The sequence below is a fragment of the Actinoplanes sp. NPDC048796 genome (genome assembly GCF_040650035.1).
Lineage (GTDB): Bacteria > Actinomycetota > Actinomycetes > Mycobacteriales > Micromonosporaceae > Actinoplanes.
This window is the reverse complement of record NZ_JBEZGO010000001.1, coordinates 35,096-53,303: the sequence shown is the minus strand read 5'-3', so window position 1 is coordinate 53,303 and position 18,208 is coordinate 35,096. Positions and strand designations below refer to the sequence as shown.

Below are 18,208 nucleotides of genomic sequence, written 5' to 3'. Positions count from 1 at the left end.
CCGCGCTCACCCCTTCTGCTCGGCCGCTACCGCGCGGACGACGTCCACGACGCGCTCCCGGTCGTGCTCGGTGAGCGCCGATCCGCTCGGCAGGCACAGCCCGCGGCGGAACAGGCCGGCACTGACCTCGCCGCCGCGTGTCACGCAGTCGGAGAAGACCGGCTGCAGGTGCATCGGCTTCCAGGTGGGCCGGGCCTCGATGTCGTGCGCGGCCAGCCGGTCGAGGATCCGGTCGCGGCTCGCGCCGAACCGTTCGGCGTCGACCAGCAGGCAGGTGAGCCACCAGTTCGACTCGCCGTAGGCGGCCATCGGCATGAAGCTCAGCCCGGGCAGGTCGCCGAGGGCGGCGCGGTAGTGGCGGCCGGTCTCGCGGCGCGCGGCGATCATCGCGCCGAGGCGCTGGAGCTGTCCCCGGCCGACCGCGGCCAGCAGGTTGCTGAGGCGGTAGTTGTAGCCGACGGCGCGATGTTCGTAGTACGGCAGCGGTTCGCGCGCCTGGGTGGCGAGGTGGCGGGTGCGGGCGGCGGTCCGGTCGTCGTCGGTGACGAGCATGCCGCCCCCGCCGGTGGTGATGATTTTGTTGCCGTTGAACGAAAGGATCCCGGCCAGGCCGAAAGACCCGGCGGGCTTGCGGTGGTACGAGGCCCCGAGCGCTTCCGCCGCGTCCTCGATCAGCGCCACGCCGTAGCGGTCGCACGCGTCGAGCAGGGGATCGTAGTCGGCGCACTGCCCGTACATGTCGACGGCGATCACCGCCCGCGGCGGTTTTCCCTTGGCGCAGCGGCGGCGCAGCTCCTCGACGACCAGCGCCGGGTCGACGTTCCAGCTTTCGGGCGTGCTGTCGATGAAGACCGGCCGGGCGCCGAGGTACATCACCGCGTTGGCGGTGGCGGCGAAGGTGAACGACGGCACCAGAACCGTGTCGCCGTGCCGGACCCCGGCCGCGACCAGCGCCAGGTGCAGGGCGGCGGTGCCGCTGCTGAGGGCTACCGCGTGCCGTACGCCTGTCAGTTCGGCCACCTGGGCCTCGAACGCGTCCAGGTCGGGACCGACCGGCGCCACCCAGTTGGAGTCGAACGCCTCCAGCAGCAGCTTTCGCTCGACGTCGCCGACGTCGGGCGGGGAGAGGTAGATCCGGGTGTCAGGCATGGACCCGCGTCCTCACGGCCCACAGTGGCCACGCCGGGTGCAGGCCCTGCCGGTGGATACCCATCACGGGCCCGCCCGGGTGCATCGCCGGGCGCAGCGTGGTGGCGAAGCTCCGGTAGCCGGCCTCGCGCGCCGCGGTCACCTCCCGCTCGCCGAAGTCGACGGCCGGATTCCCGTACGGGGCGGCGAAGTCCCGCACCTCGACGGCCACCTCGTCCTCGATCTCCCGTTTGGAGGCGGCCAGTTCCCGTACGACCTCGGACCCGGTCTGATCGGCGAGCCGTTGGTGGGTGACGGTGTGCGAGCCGAAGGCGAAGCCGGCGGCGGCGATGGCCCGGCAGTCGGGCCAGGTGAGGTTGCCCGGCCGCCCGACGAGCCCGGTGGTGAGGAAGAAGGTGGCCGGCACCTTCTCGGCGGCGAGGATGGGCACGACGACGTCGCGCCAGCTCAGGTGGCCGTCGTCGAAGGACAGGCAGAAGACCGGCCCGTCGGGGTCTCGCCGGCCGGCCAGGATGTCGAGCGCGTCGTCCCAGCTCACCATCGGCCCGCGCTGCCGGAAGGCGCGCAGGTGCCGGCGCAGGTCGTCCGCGTACCGGCCCGGAACGTCGTGGTAGAAGGGAAAGTAGAGCCCGGCCGTGTCCGGCAGCCGTTTGAGAATGCCGGCCGGCGCGAGGATCCGGCCCTGCAAACGCGGCCGCGCCCGCAGCCGGCTGCGCAACTCCAGCTCGTTCAGGCGCCGTTTGATCGTGGTCGGCGTCTGCATCGGACCCTCCCGAAAGATCGTTGACCGGGAATGTCTCGACCTTCCCAAACGGCCGTCCGCGAGCATCAGTGGCATTTGTCATCAAGAACGTGAGAATCCTTCAGTGTCTTGATTTGCCGACACGCCCCGGCGCATCGTGAGGCCCATGCTGCGACTGCGAAGGGTGGACCCGACGGCCGCGCTCTGGTCCGACCGGGCCACCTACGACGACCGACTGATCTTCCACACCCGCCCCTGGCTGCGCTTCGTCGCCGAGGCTCAGGGCGCGTCACCCGTGCTGGCCGTGGTCGAGGACGGCCGCGACACCGTGGGCCACTTCACCGGCCTGGTCAGCCGGCGCTTCGGCCTGCGTATCCTCGGCAGCCCGATGGCCGGCTGGACCACGTCGTACATGGGCTTCCTGCTCCAGCCCGGGATCTCGCGCCGGGCCGCCCTCGAGGCCCTGACGCCGTTCGCCTTCGACGATCTGGGCTGCGCCCACGTGGAGATCCGCGACCGCCACCTGACCCCCGGCGACCTGGACGGCCTGGCCTTGCGCTGGGACACCGCCCCGACCGCGGTGATCTCCCTGACCCCCACCGAGGACGAACTGTTCGCCGCGATGACGAGTGCCTGCCGCCGCAATATCCGCAAGGCGGGAAAGTCCGGCATAGTCATCGAGGAGGCGTCCCCGGACGATCCGTCATTCGCCGCCGAATTCTATGATCAGCTCCGCGACGTATTCGCCAAGCAGAATCTCGTACCCACTTATTCCATTGACCGAGTTCGATCACTGATGTCGTGCCTGGGCCCCTCCGGAAACCTGCTCCTGCTGCGCGCCCGCGACACCACCGGCCGCTGCGTGGCCACCGCGGTCCTACCCTGGCATCACCGCACGATGTACTTCTGGGGCGGCGCCAGCTACCGCGCCGACCAGTTGTCCCGACCCAACGAGGCCCTGATCTGGCACGCCCTGCGCTGGGCCCGCACCCGATCCCTGACCGAGTTCGACTTCGTAGGCGGCAACACTTACAAGGCGAAGTACGGCACCACCGACGTCCCCGTCCCCTGGGCCCGCCGCTCCCGCTCCCCGCTGGTGGCCCGCCTGCGCGACACCGCCAAGCAGGGCTTCGCCTTGAAGCAGCGAGCCACGGCCCGCCTGATCCGCGCTCGCTAGGCGTCACTCCGGCGGTCTGTTATGACAAAGGCCAGATCAGGCGCTTGCGAGATCACGTCGGCCCGGTTGTCGATCAGCCGGCGCCCCAAGAACGCCAACCATTCTTCCCAAGGATCGGACGATCCCGGCTCCGCACCTTCGACGACGGTCGGAACGCCGAGCAGCGTCTGCCGTTTCCCGTCGTAGAGCTCGGCAACCTCCCCGACGTCCACCCCATCGGACCGGTCCTCGACCTTCTGAATCTCGACCTTGAAGTCGAACCCACCATCGCGGTGCCTGCCGAGCCGGACCAACACTAGGAATTGACGGCCCTGCGGCACAGGTATAGCCAGTTCGAGGTTGAACCCTTTGCCGAGGGGACACGATCCTTGAACATGGGTGGGCTCTCTCGCGCTTCCTGCCCGAGGCTGTCCGGCACCCTTTCGGAATTCGATTGGTCGGGAAAGATCCCAGTGTCATCGTAGGCATCCCAGCTTGGAACTTCGGGCGAGGGATTGTCGTCCCCATCCTCAGGGTCGGCAGGAGAGTCGAGCCATTCCGCGTCGTCCATGAAGGCAGCGTGTCACGGCCGTCCCGGCGAGAGGGCGGAGAGATTACGCAGAATCTGCAAGAAGTTTCAGGAGGCGGGTGTGCCCACGGGAACGGCTCGACGGGCCGGGGCGATCGCGGTGGAGTCGCGGGCGACGAGTTCGGGGCGGAACAGGTATTCCGAGTGGGGGGCGCCGTGGCCGTTGATCTCGTCCATCAGGGAGCGGACGGCGGCCACCGCCATGGCCGGGACCGGCTGGCGCAGGGTGGTCAGGGGCGGGTCGGTGAAGGCGATCAGCGGTGAGTCGTCGAAGCCGATCACCGAGACGTCGCCGGGCACCGACAGGCCGCGGCGGCGGGCGGCGCGGATCGCGCCCAGGGCCATCAGGTCGGAGCCGCACACCAGGCCGGTCACGCCCATCGCGAGCAGGCGGTCGGCCGCCACCTCGCCGCCCTCGACGCCGAACAGGGTCAGCGACACGAAGTCGTCGATCGAGGAGTCGGGCACCTTCAGCTCGCGCTGCAGCGCCTGCCGGTAGCCGGCCAGCTTGCGCTGGGTCGAGATGAACCGGTGCGGGCCCGAGATCATGCCGATCCGCCGGTGCCCCAGCGCGACCAGATGGGTCACCGCCAGGTCGCCCGCGAGGCGGTCGTCGCACGAGACGAACGGCGCCTCGATGCCCTCGGCGTAGCCGTTCACCAGCACGATGGGCAGCGGGCGGTCGAGCAGGCGCTGGTAGCGGGCGTGGTCGGCGGTGGTGTCGGCGGACAGGCCGGACACGAACACGATGCCGGAGACCTGCCGGTCGAGCAGCATCTCCACGTACTCGTCCTCGGTGACGCCGCCGGGGGACTGGGTGCACAGCACCGGCGTGTAGCCCTGCTGGGCCAGCGTCGACTCGATCACCTGGGCGAAGGCCGGGAAGATCGGGTTGTCGAGCTCGGGCACGACCAGGCCGACCAGGCCGGCGCTGCGTTTGCGCAGCCTTTCGGGCCGCTCGTAGCCGAGAACGTCGAGAGCGGTGAGCACCGCCTGGCGGGTCTCGTGGGAGACCCCCGGGCGGTCGTTGATGACACGCGAGACCGTCGCCTCACTGACCTGGGCCTGACGGGCGATGTCGGCCATCCGTGCACGCATGGCGACAACTCTAGTGCCGCCGGGTTTCCGGCGAGTTCCTGCAAGCTCTTCCATTGATTGCAAGGACTTGCTAACGTCCCCGCAACGCCAGCGACACAAGCCGATCTCTATGAAGAGGCAGTGAGCTGCGCTTATTCGTATATGACGATCAACAGGCCGGCAAGTCCTTACGTTGCTGGCTTGCATTTGACGCAAGATCCTTCAAAGGGAGACCACCATGCGCCTCCGTGCAGTGGGTGTAGCCGCCACTATGACCTGCGCTCTGCTCATGACGGGCTGTGGCGACAAGACCGACGCCAGTTCCACCAAGCCGTCGGCCGAGGCCGCCGCGAAGGGTGAGCTCGTCATCTGGGCCGACGACAAGCGCTCGGCCGCCCTCAAGCCCTTCGCCGACAAGTTCGGCGCCGAGAACGGCGTGACCGTCAAGGTCCAGGCCATCTCCAAGGACCAGCAGACCACCTTCGTCACCGCCTCCCAGCAGGGCAGCGGCCCGGATGTGATGGTCGGCGCGCACGACTGGATCGGCAACCTCGTCCAGAACGGCGCCGTCGATCCCGTACAGCTGTCGGCCGAGCAGACCGCCGGCCTGGCCCCGAACGCCCTCAAGGCGGTCACCTTCAACGGGCAGACCTACGGCGTCCCGTACGCCATGGAGAACCTGGCCCTGATCCGCAACACCGACCTGGCCCCGAAGGCTCCGGCCACCGTCGAGGAGCTGGCCACGGCGAAGCTGTGCGTGCAGGTCGGCCAGAACGGCGACGCCTACCACCTGTACCCGCTGTACTCGAGCGCCGGCGGCTACCTGTTCGGGACCACGGCCGGCGGCGACTACGACCCCAAGGACCTGGGCGTCGGCAAGCCCGAGTCGGTGGCCGCCTTCAAGAAGATCGCCACCATCGGTGAGAAGGGCAGCGGCCTGCTGAAGCGCTCGATCACCCCGGAGAACTCGATCGCCACCTTCACCTCGAAGAAGTGCGGCTACCTGATCTCCGGCCCGTGGGCGATCACCGACGTCAAGAAGGCGAACATCAAGTACGACATCAGCCCCGTACCCGGATTCGCCGGTGGCAAGCCCGCGCAGCCGTTCCTCGGCGTGCAGACGTTCTACGTCGCCTCGAAGGGCAAGAACAAGGCCCTCGCGCAGGAGTTCGTCACCAACTACGTGACCACGCCCGAGCTGGCGGTCGCGCTCTACCAGGCCGAGCCCCGGCCGCCGGCCCTGACCGCCGCGTTCGACCAGGTCAAGGGCGGCGACCCCGACCTGCAGAAGTTCATCGACGCCGGCAAGAACGGCATCCCGCTGCCGGCGATCCCCGAGATGGCCGCGATCTGGGACCCGTTCGGCAAGGCCGAGGCCGCTGTGGTCGGCGGCGCCGACCCGGCGAAGACGATCACCACCGCCGGCCAGACGATCCAGGCAGCGATCAAGTAAATGGTCATGCAGCTCGACGGGCCTGCCACCGACAGGCAGGCCCGTGCCGCCGAGGAGACCCGGCGGACGTACCCGATCGTGAAGATCGTCCTTCTCGGCTTCACGGTCGCCATCGCCGTCTGGGCCTCGTTCCCGCTGATCGAGAACGAGGCCTGGACAGGACTGGCCATCCTGGCCGCCACCACGGCGGGCCTGCTCTACCTCTACCTGACCCCGCGCCACATCCCCGCGAAATACCTGGCCCCCGGCACCGTCCTGCTGATCGCCTTCCAGATCTTCCCGGTTCTCTACACCGCGAGCACCGCCTTCACCAACTTCGGCGACGGCCATCGCGGCAGCAAGGCCGAGGCCGTCGTGGCCATTCAGACCGCGTCGGTCACTCAGGTGCCGGGTTCGGTTCAGTACGCCCTGACGGTCGCGACCACCGGCGACGCGGCCACCGGCCCGCTCGTCTTCCTGATCACCGACCCGGCCACGAAACGGGTGTCCGCCGGTGACGCGAACGGCCTCGCCCCGATCGAGGCCACCGTCACCGGCGCGGGCCGGGTCACCGCGGCCGACGGCTACACCATCCTCACCACCGGCCAGGCGAGCGTGCGCAGCAAGGAGATCACCGCCCTGGCCGTGCCCACGGCCGGCGGCGCCATCCGCTCGTCCGGTCTCTCCCGGGCGTACGAGGGCAAGGCCGGCCGGGTCTACGACGCCGCGTGTGACTGCGTGCGAGACACGGCGACCGGCCGGTCGTGGCGGGCCGACGAGAGCCTGGGGTTGTTCGTGGCCGGTGACGGCGAGCGCCTGGCCCAGGGCTGGAAGGTGACAGTCGGTTTCGCCAACTTCTCGCGGGTGCTGACCGATCCCGCGATCTCCGGCCCCTTCCTCCGTACCCTCGTCTGGAACTTCGGTTTCGCCCTGGCCTCGACCGGCGGAACGTTCGTGCTCGGCCTGCTGTGCGCGATCGCGTTGCACTCCAAGCGGGTCCGGGGGCGCACCTTCTACCGGGTGCTGCTCATCCTCCCGTACGCCATGCCGTCGTTCGCGATGTTGCTGGTCTGGCGGGACATGTTCAACACCGACTTCGGCCTGATCAACAACCTTTTCGGTACGGACGTGGACTGGTTCGGCGGATCGGCGTCGGCCCGCTTGGCGGTGATCCTGGTGCAGTTGTGGCTGGGCTATCCGTACATGTTCCTGGTCGCCACGGGCGCCCTCCAGGCCATTCCGGGCGAGCTCACCGAGGCGTCCCGGATCGACGGCGCCGGCCCGTGGTCGGCGTTCCGGAAGATCACGCTGCCGTTGCTGATGGTCGCGCTCACCCCGCTGCTGATCTCGTCGTTCGCGTTCAACTTCAACAACTTCAACGCGATCTACCTGACCACCGAGGGCGCGCCCTTCCCGGCCGACAACCCGGCCAACGGAGCCACCGACCTGCTGATCACCTACACGTACCGGCTGGCGTTCGGCGGCGCGGGCGCTCAGTATGGCTTTGCGGCCGCTATATCGATCTTCATCTTCCTCATCGTCGCGGTCGTCTCGGCGATCAGCTTCCGGCGCACCCGGCGTCAGGAGGAGGTCTACTCATGAAATGGCTCAAGCAGGTCGGCTGGCGCCACGGGGTGGCGATCCTGATGCTGGTCTTCGCGATGGTGCCGATCGTCTTCGTCGTCTCGGCCGCGCTCAACCCGCTCGGCACGCTCTCGTCGTCGCAGCTCGTGCCGAGCGGGGCCTCGTTCGGCAACTTCACCCGGCTGCTGGGCGACACCGCGTTCGGCAGCTGGTTCCTCAACTCGGTGGTCATCGCGGCGACCGCCTCGGCCGCCTCGGTGTTCCTGAGCGCGCTGGCCGCGTACGCCTTCAGCCGCCGCCGTTTCCGCGGCCGGCGGGTGGGGCTGCTGTCGCTGCTGCTGATCCAGATGTTCCCGCAGTTCCTGGCCATCGTGGCCATCTTCCTGATGTTCTCCACCATCACCGACTACTGGCCGGCGATCGGCTTCAACACGTGGTGGGGCCTGATCCTGCTCTACCTGGGCGGCGCGCTGGGCGTGAACACGTGGCTGATGAAGGGTTTCTTCGACACCGTGCCGCGGGAACTCGACGAGTCGGCCACCATCGACGGGGCCAGCCATCCGCAGGTGTTCTTCCGGATCCTGCTGCCGCTGGTGGCGCCGATCCTGGCCGTGACCGGGCTGCTGGCCTTCATCGGCACCATCAACGAGTTCCTCATCGCCAACGTCTTCCTGACCGACACCGGGGCCAAGACATTGTCGATCGGGCTGTGGGGCCTGGTCGCCGGGGAGCGGGACGCCAACTTCGGCATGTTCTGCGCGGGCACGTTGCTCACCGCGATCCCGACCGTGCTCGTCTTCCAGTTGTTGCAGCGCTACATCACCGACGGTCTCACCGCGGGGGCGGTCAAGGGATGAGACCACACCACGACGGCAGCGAGCTGTACGTGAGCGACCCGGCGCCCGGGCTCGGCGACACGGTCAGTGTCTTCGTGCGGGTGCCGCGCGGCACCGGGGTGTCGCGGGTGCACATGCGCTGGGTCCGGGACGGCGAGCCCGTCTTCACGTCGGCCGTCGTGGATCGCCGTGGGCCGGGCGGCGACACGTGGTGGCGGGCCGATCTGCCGGTGCACAATCCCGTCACCACGTACCGCTTCCTGCTCGGCACCACCCGCGGCATGCGGTGGCTGACCGGGATGGGGCTGACCACGCACGACGTGCCCGACGCGACCGACTTCCGGGTGGTCGCCCACCCACCGCCGCCGTCGTGGTCGCGCGACGCCGTGGTCTACCAGATCTTCCCCGATCGGTTCGCCGCGTCGACCGAGCGCGCGCTTCCGGACTGGGCCGTCGCCGCCGACTGGAACGATCCAGTGGTGCGCGGGCCGGACGCGCTGCGCACGATGTACGGCGGCGACCTGGACGGCATCGTGCGGCATCTCGACCACATCACCGGCCTCGGCGCCAACACCGTCTATCTGACCCCGTTCTTCCCGGCCCGGTCCAACCACCGCTACGACGCCACCACCTTCGACCACGTCGATCCGCTGCTGGGCGGCGACCGCGCGCTCGAGCGGCTCTCCGCGGCCGCCCGCGAGCGCGGCGTCCGCCTGCTCGGCGACCTGACCACCAACCACACCGGCGACGCCCACGAGTGGTTCCCGCACGAGAAGGAGCTCTATTACATCCGCCCGGACGGCGGTTACGAGTCGTGGCGCGGCGAACCGACACTGCCCAAGCTCAACTGGGGCAGTGACGAGCTCCGCCGCCGGTTCGCGCGGATCGTCCGGCACTGGCTGTCCGAGCCGTACTCGCTGGACGGCTGGCGCATCGACGTGGCCAACATGACAGCCCGCCTCGGCGCCGACGACTTCACCCACGAGGTCGCCACCCTGCTCCGCCAGGCCATGCACGACGTCCATCCGGACGGTCTGCTCATCGCCGAGCACACCCACGACGCGTCCAGCGACCTCGACCGCGACGGCTGGCACGGCACGATGAACTACTCCGGATTCACCCGTCCGGTGTGGAGCTGGCTGCGCGCCGCCGACCTGCCCTTCGACAGCTTCCTGGGCGTCCCCGAGGAGGTGCCGGTGGCCGACGCGGCCGCGGTGGCGGCGACCATGTCGGCGTTCGCGGCCCAGATGTCGTGGCGGTCGTGGACGACCTCGTGGCAGCTGCTGGGCTCGCACGACACGGCCCGCATCCGTACTGTCGTCGGCTCCGAGCAGCGGCAGGAGGTCGCGGCCGGTCTGCTCTTCACCCTGCCCGGCACGCCGATGGTCTTCGCCGGCGACGAGCTCGGGCTGACCGGCGCCGACAACGAGTCGGCCCGCGTGCCGATGCGCTGGGACGCCCCGGTGCTCGGCTTCTACCGCGACCTGATCGCGCTGCGCCGGTCGTCGCCGGCGCTCCGGAGCGGCGGCCTGCGCTGGGCGCACGCCGACGGGGACAGCCTGATGTTCCTGCGCGAGAGCGCCGATCAGAGCCTGCTGGTCCTGGCCCGCCGGTCGCCCGGCCCGCCGTTCAGGCTGGCCGGCCTGATCCCCGGCACGACCTCCGAGAACATTTACGGCGGCGCGCGGCCGCTGTACACCGAACCCGATGGTTCCACAGTCATCGATGGCTATGGCCCGACCTTCCAGGTCTGGTCCGTCCGCAGTTGAAGGAGACGTAGTGGTCTCAAAGCGCCGGGGGCTGTTCGCCGCCGTACTCTCGCTTCTCGTTCCTTTCCTCATAGCCACACCGGTTTCGGCGGCCGCTCCCGCCGATTCCCTGATAGCCCGGTGGGGCGCCGACACGGTGAACCCGGGCGAGCAGTACTACTTCGTGCTGCCCGACCGCTTCGCCAACGGCTCCACCGCCAACGACAAGGGCGGCCTGACCGGCGACCGGCTCACGACCGGCCTGGACACCACCGACAAGGGCTTCTACCACGGTGGTGACCTGGCCGGCGTCATCGACAAGCTGGACTACATCCAGGGCCTCGGCACCACCGCGATCTGGCTGGCCCCGGTCTTCAAGAACCGGCCCGTGCAGGGCAGCGGCAGCGACATCTCGGCCGGCTACCACGGTTACTGGATCACCGACTTCACCCAGGTCGACCCGCACTTCGGCACCAACGAGGAGCTGCGGAAGCTGGTCCGGCTCGCCCACCAGCGCGGCCTGAAGGTCTACCTCGACATCATCACCAACCACACGGCCGACGTCATCAAGTACGCCGAGAACAAATACGACTACATAGACAAGGCCACCAGCCCGTACGAGGACTCGCGCGGCCGCCCGTTCGAGGACCGCAACTACGCCGACTCGCGGAACGGCTTCCCGCGCGTCTCCACGAAGTCGTTCCCCTACACGCCGGTCGTCGCCCCCGCCGACCGCAACGTGAAGGTGCCGTCGTGGCTGAACGACCCGACGATGTACCACAACCGCGGCAACTCGACGTTCGCCGGTGAGAACAGCGAGTACGGCGACTTCTACGGCCTCGACGACCTGTGGACCGAGCGGCCCGAGGTCGTCCGCGGCCTCACCGACATCTACGCCCACTGGATCGGCTACGCCGGCATCGACGGCTACCGCCTCGACACCGTCAAGCACGTGAACCTCGACTTCTGGCCCCAGTTCGCCGCCGGCATCGAGAAAGCCGCGGGCAAGAAGGACTTCTTCATGTTCGGCGAGGTGTACAGCGCCGACCAGGAGATCGAGTCCACGTACGTACGCCAGGGCGGCCTCCCGGCCACCCTCGACTTCTCCTTCCAGGCCGCCGCCCAGGGGTTCGTGGCCGGCAACGGTTCGGCCAAGGCGCTCTCCGACCTGTACGCCAAGGACGACCTCTACACCGCGCGCGACACCTCCGCCGCGAGCCTGCCGACGTTCCTCGGCAACCACGACATGGGCCGCATCGGCTCGTTCATCGCCGCCACCGGCGCCGACGACGCCGCGAAGCTGCGGCGCGACCAGCTCGCGCACGAGCTGATGTTCCTGACCCGGGGGCAGCCGGTCGTCTACTCCGGTGACGAGCAGGGCTTCACCGGCCCGGGCGGCGACAAGGACGCCCGGCAGGACCTGTTCGCCTCGAAGACCGCCGACTACCTCGACGACGACCTGATCGGCACCGGCCGCACGCACGCGGTGGACAACTACAACACCGCGCACCCGCTCTACCAGACGATCGCCGCCCTGGGGGCGCTCCGCAAGGCGCATCCGGCCCTGCGCGACGGCGTCCAGGTGACCCGGTACGCGGCCGACGGTCCCGGCGTCTTCGCCGCCTCCCGCGTCGACCAGCGGCAGCGCAACGAATACGTCGTCGCGTCCAACAGCGCGACCACCCCGCAGACCGTCACCCTGGACACCTGGTCGGCCGGCCAGACGTTCCGCGGTGTCTATGGCACGAACACGGTCACGGCGGCCGGCGATGACGGCAGACTGACGATCACCGTGCCCGCGCTGTCGTCGGTGGCGCTGCGGGCCGACCGGCCGATCGCGGTGCCGCCGGCCGCGCCGGCCGTCTCGCTGAACACTCCCGATGCCGTGCCGGCCCGCACCGAGCTGACCGCGACGGTGACCGGGGACCCGCTGTCCACCGTCACGTTCGCCGCGCAGGTGGGCGACGGGCCGTGGAAGCCGATCGGGACGGCGGCGCGCGCCCCCTACACCGTCTACCACGACCTCACCGGCCTGGCCGGGGGAACGGCGGTGAAGTACAAGGCGGTCGTGCGCGACGGCAAGGGGCGGCTCGCCTCGGCGACGAGCTCGACGAAGGTGGGCACGCCCGAGGTGGCCACCAGCCCGGACTACGCGATCGTGCACTACCAGCGGCCGGCCGGCGGCTACGACGACCAGGGGCTGTACGTCTTCGGTGACGTCGACCCGTCGATGACGACGACGTGGCCGGCCGGGCAGCCGTTCGCGGGCGAGGACTCGTACGGCCGCTTCGCCTATGTGAAGTTGACCCCGAACGCCAGGAACATGGGCTTCATCGTGGTCGGCAAGGACGGGGCGAAGGACGTCGACGCGGACCGGTTCCTCGACCCGTCGGCCACGCCCGAGGTGTGGCTGAAACAGGGCGACGCCACGGTGTATCCGACACGGCAGGCGGCGACGGGGCAGCCGGATCCGCCGCAGGACCAGAACACGGCGGTCATCCACTACCGCCGCGCCGACGGGAACTACGACGGCTGGGGTCTGCACGTCTGGGACGGGGCCGCCACCCCGACCGACTGGGCGGCGCCGCTCCCGCCCGTGGGCACTGACGCGTTCGGGGTCTATTTCCGGGTGCCGCTGGCAGCCGGGGCCACCGCGCTGAACTACATCATCCACAAGGGAGACACGAAGGATCTGCCCGACGACCAGACGCTGACGTTCGCCGACGGCGGCCGCGAGATCTGGTTGCTGGCCGGCGTCTCGCCGAGGCTCGTGCCGGTGGTGAAGAGGACCGGCGCCGGGGGAGTCGTCGACCCGGCCAAGTCGTCGGCGGTCTGGATCGACCGGACCACGGTGGCCTGGAAGCCGGGCGGCGACACCGACGGCAAGGTCTACGACCTGGTGGACCCGGCCTCCGGGCCGATTCGCCTGACCGTACGGCGGGACGGGCTGACCGAGGCGCAGCGGGCGAAGTTCCCGCACCTGTGGCAGTACGACGCCTTCCGCCTTCCGGCCGGCGTCGACGTGAAGGCCCTCCTGCGCGGGCAGGTCACCATCACCGAGCGGGACGCGGCCGGCAAACTGCTCGCGGCCACGGGCGTGCAGACGGCCGGCGTGCTCGACGACGTCTACGCGGCCGCCGCCTCGGCCACGCTGGGTCCGGTCGGCACGACGCTGTCGGTGTGGGCGCCGACCGCCCAGAACGTCGCGTTGCAGCTGTACGACACGGTGACCGCCTCGCCGTCCACAGTGGCCATGAAGCGCGACGACCGTACGGGCGTGTGGTCCGTGCGCGGGCCCTCGTCGTGGAAAGGCAAGTACTACAAGTACTCCGTCACGGCGTGGCAGCCGGCGGCCCAGAAGGTCGTCACGGCCGCGGTCACCGACCCGTACAGCCTCGCCCTCTCGACCGACTCCAAGCTGAGCCGGATCGTCGACCTGTCCGACCCTTCGGCCGTGCCCGCCGGTTGGTCGTCGCTGCGCAAGCCGGCCGCCGTTCCCGCCGCCAAGATCCAGATTGCCGAGGCTTCTGTTCGGGACTTCTCGATCGCCGACTCCTCGGTGCCGATTGCCGCCCGTGGAACATATCGAGCATTCACCGCTTCTCAATCTGCTGGAATGAAGCAGCTGTCGTCCCTGGCGAAGGCCGGGGTCACCCACCTTCATCTGCTGCCGGTCTTCGATTTCGCGACCATTCCCGAGAACCGGGCCGACCAGAAGCAGCCGGACTGCGACCTGGCCGCGCTGCCCCCGGACTCTTCGCGGCAACAGGAGTGCGTCGCGGCGGTGGCCGCGACCGACGGCTACAACTGGGGCTACGACCCGCTGCATTACACCGTGCCCGAGGGCGGCTACGCGGTCGATCCGGCCCAGCGCACCCGCGAATTCCGCGAGATGGTCGGCGGCGTCAACAAAGCGGGGCTGCGCGTCGTGATGGACGTCGTCTACAACCACACCTCGGCCGCCGGCACCGACCCGAACTCGGTTCTCGACCAGATCGTCCCCGGCTACTACCAGCGGCTGCTGGCCGACGGGACGGTCGCCAACTCGACCTGCTGCGCCAACACGGCCCCCGAGAACACGATGATGGGCAAGCTGATCGTCGACTCGGTCGTCACGTGGGCCAAGGCGTACAAGGTCGACGGCTTCCGTTTCGACCTGATGGGCCACCACCCGAAGGCCAACATCCTGGCCGTGCGGGCCGCCCTCGACCGGCTGACGGTGGCCAAGGACGGCGTCGACGGCAAGAACATCTATCTGTACGGCGAGGGCTGGGACTTCGGCGAGGTGGCGGGCGGCGCGCGCTTCGAGCAGGCGACCCAGGCGAACATGGCGGGCACCGGGATCGGCACGTTCAACGACCGGCTTCGCGACGCCGTACGCGGTGGCGGGCCGTTCGACGCCAATCCGCGCGTGCAGGGGTTCGGCTCGGGGCTGCTGTCGGCGCCGAACGGGGACGCCGTGAACGCCGACGCGGCCACCCGGCTGCCGCACTACCAGGACCTCATCAAGGTGGGGCTGAGCGGCAACCTGGCGTCCTATCGCTTCGTGTCGTCGTCCGGAAGCACGGTCACCGGGGCGCAGGTCGACTACAACGGCTCGCCGGCCGGCTACACGGCGGCACCCGGCGAGGCGATCACCTACGTCGACGCGCACGACAACGAGGTGCTGTACGACGCCCTCGCCTACAAGTTGCCCTCCACCACCTCGGCCGTCGATCGGGCCCGGCTGCAGTCGGTGGCCTTGTCCACCACGGCTCTGGGGCAGGGCGTGGGATTCTTCGTGCTCGGCAGCGAGCGGTTGCGGTCGAAGTCGCTCGACCGCAACTCGTTCAACTCGGGTGACTGGTTCAACGAGATCATCTGGGATTGTTCGAAAGGCAACGGCTTCGGCCGCGGGTTGCCACCCGCCGCTGACAATGCCGACAAGTGGGATTACGCGCGGCCCCTGTTGGCTTCGGCCGCGCTCGTGCCTTCCTGCGAGGCCGTCAATCTGGCCGACGCCCGGTACAAAGAGCTGCTCGCGATTCGCGGCTCCTCGCCGGTGTTCGGCCTGCCGACCGCCGCCGAGGTGCAGAAGCGACTGTCGTTCCCGCTTTCCGGCGCGGCCGAGACCCCGGGGGTCATCACGATGACCCTGGACGGACGGGGTATCGACCGCCGGTGGAAGTCGGTGACCGTCGTCTTCAACGGCACCTCGGCGGCAACCGCTCAGACCGTCCCCGCCCTTCGGGGCAAGACGGTCGCGCCGCACCCGGTGCAGCGCAACTCGGCCGACCCGCTCGTCCGTACCGCAAGCTTCGCTCCCGCGACCGGAACGTTCACCGTCCCGGCGCGGACGACCGCTGTGTTCGTACAGAAGTGACGAGCTGACCCTCCGAAGCCGGTACGCCCGGGGAGTCCTGGGCGTACCGGCGGAGCAGCACGGAGGTGATCGCCATCAGCACGGCGACGCCCGAGGCGAGGCCGACCACCGCGGTCGGCAGGTCGAAGAGCTTGAGCGCGCTGGCCAGCAGCACGACCACCAGCGCGGTGCGCACCAGCCCGGCCGGGGCCCGCGACGAGATGCGCGACCCGATCAGCACGCCCGGGATCGAGCCGAGCAGCACGGCCCCGGCCAGGTCGAGCTGAAGATCGCCGAAGAGCGCGTGGCCCAGCGCGGCCGCGCTCACGAGCGGGATCGCCTGCACCAGATCGGTGCCGACGAGGTCGTTGGCGCGCAGCTTCGGATACATGGCGAGCAGAGCCACGATGATCAGCGAACCCGACCCGACCGACGTGAGGCCGACCACCAGCCCGCCGGCCGCTCCCAGCAGCGCGGTGGGCAGCGGCCGGACCACGATCGGCTCCGGCGGCCCGTCGTGGTTCCCGCGCCGGCGGGCCGCCCACGACTTGAGCACCAGCCCGCCCGCCGCGAGCAGCAGGGCCACACCGAGCGCGAGCCGGATCGCCCGCTGCACCGTCTCGTCGTCCCCGAGCAGCCGCAGCAGCAGCACCCCGAGGAACGCCGCCGGCACACTGCCCACGCACAGCCACCGCACGAGAGCCCAGTTCACGGTCCCCCGGCGGGCGTGCATCGCCCCGCCGAACGGCTTCATGACCGCACTGGCCGCCAGGTCGCTGGACACGGCCGCCACCGGAGGCACCCCGAAGACGAGCACGAGAATCGGCGTCATCAGCGCCCCGCCGCCCATCCCGGTGAGCCCGACGACGACACCGACGCCCAGCCCGGCCAGCGCTAGCGTGAGGTCCATCGGACGATCCTGCGAGACGATCCCCTGCCTTGTCTACTAAGACGGTGGATTTTGTCGAGTTTCCGCCCGTGCGTGGCAGTGGGGTTACGGATCCGGCGCTGGGGTATGGCGTCGGCATGGAGGAGCTCCAGTGGCTCGCCGTGGTCCGGCACGGGCAGAGCACCGGCAACGTCACCGCGCAGGCCGCCGAGGAGGGCGGCGCCGAGGTCATCGAGATCCCCGAACGGGACGCCGACGTTCCGCTGTCGGACCTCGGGCGTGAGCAGGCCGAGGCGGTCGGCGAACACCTGGGCCGCCAGGCGCCGGACGTGGCGGTCGTCTCGCCGTACCTCCGCACCCGCCAGACCGCCCGGCTGGCCCTGGGCGACCGGGGTGTGCCGTTGATCGTCGACGAGCGGCTGCGCGACCGTGAGCTGGGCGTTCTCGACCTGCTCACCGGTCGTGGCGTGCAGGCCCGGCTGCCCGACGAGGCGCGCCGGCGCAGCCGGTTGGGCAAGTTCTACTACCGGCCGCCGGGCGGCGAGTCGTGGGCCGACGTGCTGCTGCGGCTGCGGGCGCTGCTCCGGGAGGTTCGCGAGGACTATCCGGAGGGCCGGGTCGTGCTTTTCGCGCACGAGGCCACCGTGCTGCTGGTCCGCTATCTGGCCGAGCGGCTGGACGAGGCCGAGCTGATGGCGATCGCGCACCGCACCACCATCGCGAACTGCTCGATCAGCAGCTGGCGCCGCGAGGGCGACCTGCTCGTGCCGGAGGCGTTCAACGCCGTCGACCACCTGCACCGCGAGGGTACGCAGCCGACCAGGCAGGAGGACGTCAATGCCTCAGCAAGTCATCACCCCTAAGGTCCTGCGCGAGTGGCCGCTGCCCGATCCGGAGGGCGGCAAGGAGTCCCGCGGCACGGTTCTGGTGGTGGGCGGCTCCAAGTTCACCCCCGGCGCCGTCCTGCTGGCCGGGGTGGCCGCGCTGCGCGCCGGCGCCGGCCGCCTGCAGCTGGCGGTGGCCGAGGAGACGACCATCGCGCTGAGCATCGCGGTGCCCGAGGCGAAGGTGGTCGGCCTGCCCGGCGCCGACCTGGCCGCCGGGGCCGACGTGATCGCGCTCGGGCCGGGTCTCGACGACATCGACGAGACCACCAACCTGATGCGCGAGGTGCTGGGCAAGGCCGGGCCGGAGACGGCGGTGGTGCTCGACGCGTACGCCCTGGGCGCGCTCAGCAAGGACGCGAGCCTGCTGCCGGCCCCGGAACGGGCGGTGCTGACGCCGAACATGGTGGAGGCCGAGCACCTGCTGGGCCACTCGCCCGGCGACGACCCGGGCGCCGCCGCCGTCGAGCTGGCCGGGAAGTACGGCGCGGTGGTCTCGCTGTTCGGTCACATCGCGGCCCCCGACGGCCGGCGCTGGGTCGAGGAGAGCGGCGACGTCGGCCTGGGAACGTCCGGCAGCGGCGACGCGCGTGCCGGGATCGTGGCCGGCCTGCTGGCCCGGGGCGCCGACCCGGCGCAGGCCGCGTGCTGGGCCGCGTACGTGCACGCGGTGAGCGGCCAGCGCCTGACGCCGCGCCACGGCCGTACGGGCTTCCTGGCGCGCGAGCTCGTCGACGAGGTGGCCCACACGATTGCGACTCTTTGATACGGGTACCCCCTT

The 18,208-nt window shown here is 70.0% G+C and carries 13 protein-coding genes; 8 read left to right on the top strand and 5 right to left on the bottom strand.

Translation table 11 applies throughout. The features are described from left to right. Positions 1–6: 6 nt before the first annotated feature. Both AB0C26_RS00235 and AB0C26_RS00230 read right to left on the bottom strand, forming a co-directional pair. Complete coding sequence (locus tag AB0C26_RS00235) at positions 7–1,149, bottom strand: aminotransferase class I/II-fold pyridoxal phosphate-dependent enzyme (protein WP_360239056.1); 1,143 nt, start codon at positions 1,147–1,149, stop codon at positions 7–9. Continuing rightward, positions 1,142–1,912, bottom strand: a complete 771-nt coding sequence (locus AB0C26_RS00230; protein WP_360239053.1) for a polysaccharide deacetylase family protein — start codon at positions 1,910–1,912, stop codon at positions 1,142–1,144. Before AB0C26_RS00230 ends, AB0C26_RS00235 begins: the two co-directional genes overlap by 8 nt. Positions 1,913–2,057: 145 nt before the next feature. Here AB0C26_RS00230 and AB0C26_RS00225 point away from each other — a divergent pair, with 145 nt between their 5' ends. Next, positions 2,058–3,068: a GNAT family N-acetyltransferase gene (locus AB0C26_RS00225; protein WP_360239050.1), complete on the top strand. Its 1,011-nt coding sequence runs from the start codon at positions 2,058–2,060 to the stop codon at positions 3,066–3,068. Here AB0C26_RS00225 and AB0C26_RS00220 read toward each other — a convergent pair. Both AB0C26_RS00220 and AB0C26_RS00215 read right to left on the bottom strand, forming a co-directional pair. Next, positions 3,065–3,361 (bottom strand): hypothetical protein, encoded by a 297-nt coding sequence (locus AB0C26_RS00220; RefSeq protein WP_360239047.1) that lies wholly within the window; start codon positions 3,359–3,361, stop codon positions 3,065–3,067. The genes AB0C26_RS00225 and AB0C26_RS00220 overlap by 4 nt on opposite strands. Positions 3,362–3,684: 323 nt before the next feature. Further along, entirely contained in the window at positions 3,685–4,734 is a 1,050-nt protein-coding gene (locus AB0C26_RS00215; RefSeq protein ID WP_360239044.1) for a LacI family DNA-binding transcriptional regulator, read from the bottom strand. A 217-nt stretch (positions 4,735–4,951) separates the two neighbouring features. Between AB0C26_RS00215 and AB0C26_RS00210 the strand changes: the two genes are divergently transcribed. From AB0C26_RS00210 to pulA, 5 genes are read left to right on the top strand one after another with little or no spacing between them, the layout of a single operon-like run. Further along, complete coding sequence (locus AB0C26_RS00210; RefSeq protein WP_360239041.1) at positions 4,952–6,166, top strand: maltose ABC transporter substrate-binding protein; 1,215 nt, start codon at positions 4,952–4,954, stop codon at positions 6,164–6,166. Then, the gene (locus AB0C26_RS00205) at positions 6,167–7,747 is read left to right on the top strand and encodes an ABC transporter permease subunit (protein ID WP_360239038.1); all 1,581 of its coding nucleotides are present in this window, start codon (positions 6,167–6,169) and stop codon (positions 7,745–7,747) included. After that, complete coding sequence (locus AB0C26_RS00200) at positions 7,744–8,586, top strand: ABC transporter permease subunit (RefSeq protein ID WP_360239035.1); 843 nt, start codon at positions 7,744–7,746, stop codon at positions 8,584–8,586. Before AB0C26_RS00205 ends, AB0C26_RS00200 begins: the two co-directional genes overlap by 4 nt. Next, positions 8,583–10,334, top strand: a complete 1,752-nt coding sequence (locus AB0C26_RS00195; RefSeq protein ID WP_360239032.1) for a glycoside hydrolase family 13 protein — start codon at positions 8,583–8,585, stop codon at positions 10,332–10,334. Before AB0C26_RS00200 ends, AB0C26_RS00195 begins: the two co-directional genes overlap by 4 nt. 10 nt (positions 10,335–10,344) lie before the next feature. After that, positions 10,345–15,675, top strand: a complete 5,331-nt coding sequence (gene pulA / locus AB0C26_RS00190) for a pullulanase-type alpha-1,6-glucosidase (protein ID WP_360239029.1) — start codon at positions 10,345–10,347, stop codon at positions 15,673–15,675. Here the strand turns inward: pulA and AB0C26_RS00185 are convergent. After that, positions 15,632–16,564 (bottom strand): sulfite exporter TauE/SafE family protein, encoded by a 933-nt coding sequence (locus AB0C26_RS00185; protein ID WP_360239026.1) that lies wholly within the window; start codon positions 16,562–16,564, stop codon positions 15,632–15,634. The two genes, pulA and AB0C26_RS00185, sit on opposite strands and share 44 nt — an antisense overlap. 116 nt (positions 16,565–16,680) lie before the next feature. On the opposite strand from AB0C26_RS00185, the gene AB0C26_RS00180 reads away from it, so the two are divergent. Then, a complete protein-coding gene (locus AB0C26_RS00180; protein WP_360239023.1) occupies positions 16,681–17,406 on the top strand; it encodes a histidine phosphatase family protein in 726 nt (241 codons plus the stop codon). After that, entirely contained in the window at positions 17,381–18,193 is an 813-nt protein-coding gene (locus AB0C26_RS00175) for an NAD(P)H-hydrate dehydratase (protein WP_360239020.1), read from the top strand. Before AB0C26_RS00180 ends, AB0C26_RS00175 begins: the two co-directional genes overlap by 26 nt. Positions 18,194–18,208: the final 15 nt, after the last annotated feature.

Bases quoted from the DNA above. Each gene is read 5' to 3' on its own strand.
- AB0C26_RS00235 (WP_360239056.1), bottom strand. From the start codon at position 1,149: ATGCCTGACACCCGGATCTACCTCTCCCCGCCCGACGTCGGCGACGTC.
- AB0C26_RS00230 (WP_360239053.1), bottom strand. From the start codon at position 1,912: ATGCAGACGCCGACCACGATCAAACGGCGCCTGAACGAGCTGGAGTTG.
- AB0C26_RS00225 (WP_360239050.1), top strand. From the start codon at position 2,058: ATGCTGCGACTGCGAAGGGTGGACCCGACGGCCGCGCTCTGGTCCGAC.
- AB0C26_RS00215 (WP_360239044.1), bottom strand. From the start codon at position 4,734: ATGCGTGCACGGATGGCCGACATCGCCCGTCAGGCCCAGGTCAGTGAG.
- AB0C26_RS00210 (WP_360239041.1), top strand. From the start codon at position 4,952: ATGCGCCTCCGTGCAGTGGGTGTAGCCGCCACTATGACCTGCGCTCTG.
- AB0C26_RS00205 (WP_360239038.1), top strand. From the start codon at position 6,167: ATGGTCATGCAGCTCGACGGGCCTGCCACCGACAGGCAGGCCCGTGCC.
- AB0C26_RS00200 (WP_360239035.1), top strand. From the start codon at position 7,744: ATGAAATGGCTCAAGCAGGTCGGCTGGCGCCACGGGGTGGCGATCCTG.
- AB0C26_RS00195 (WP_360239032.1), top strand. From the start codon at position 8,583: ATGAGACCACACCACGACGGCAGCGAGCTGTACGTGAGCGACCCGGCG.
- AB0C26_RS00185 (WP_360239026.1), bottom strand. From the start codon at position 16,564: ATGGACCTCACGCTAGCGCTGGCCGGGCTGGGCGTCGGTGTCGTCGTC.
- AB0C26_RS00180 (WP_360239023.1), top strand. From the start codon at position 16,681: ATGGAGGAGCTCCAGTGGCTCGCCGTGGTCCGGCACGGGCAGAGCACC.
- AB0C26_RS00175 (WP_360239020.1), top strand. From the start codon at position 17,381: ATGCCTCAGCAAGTCATCACCCCTAAGGTCCTGCGCGAGTGGCCGCTG.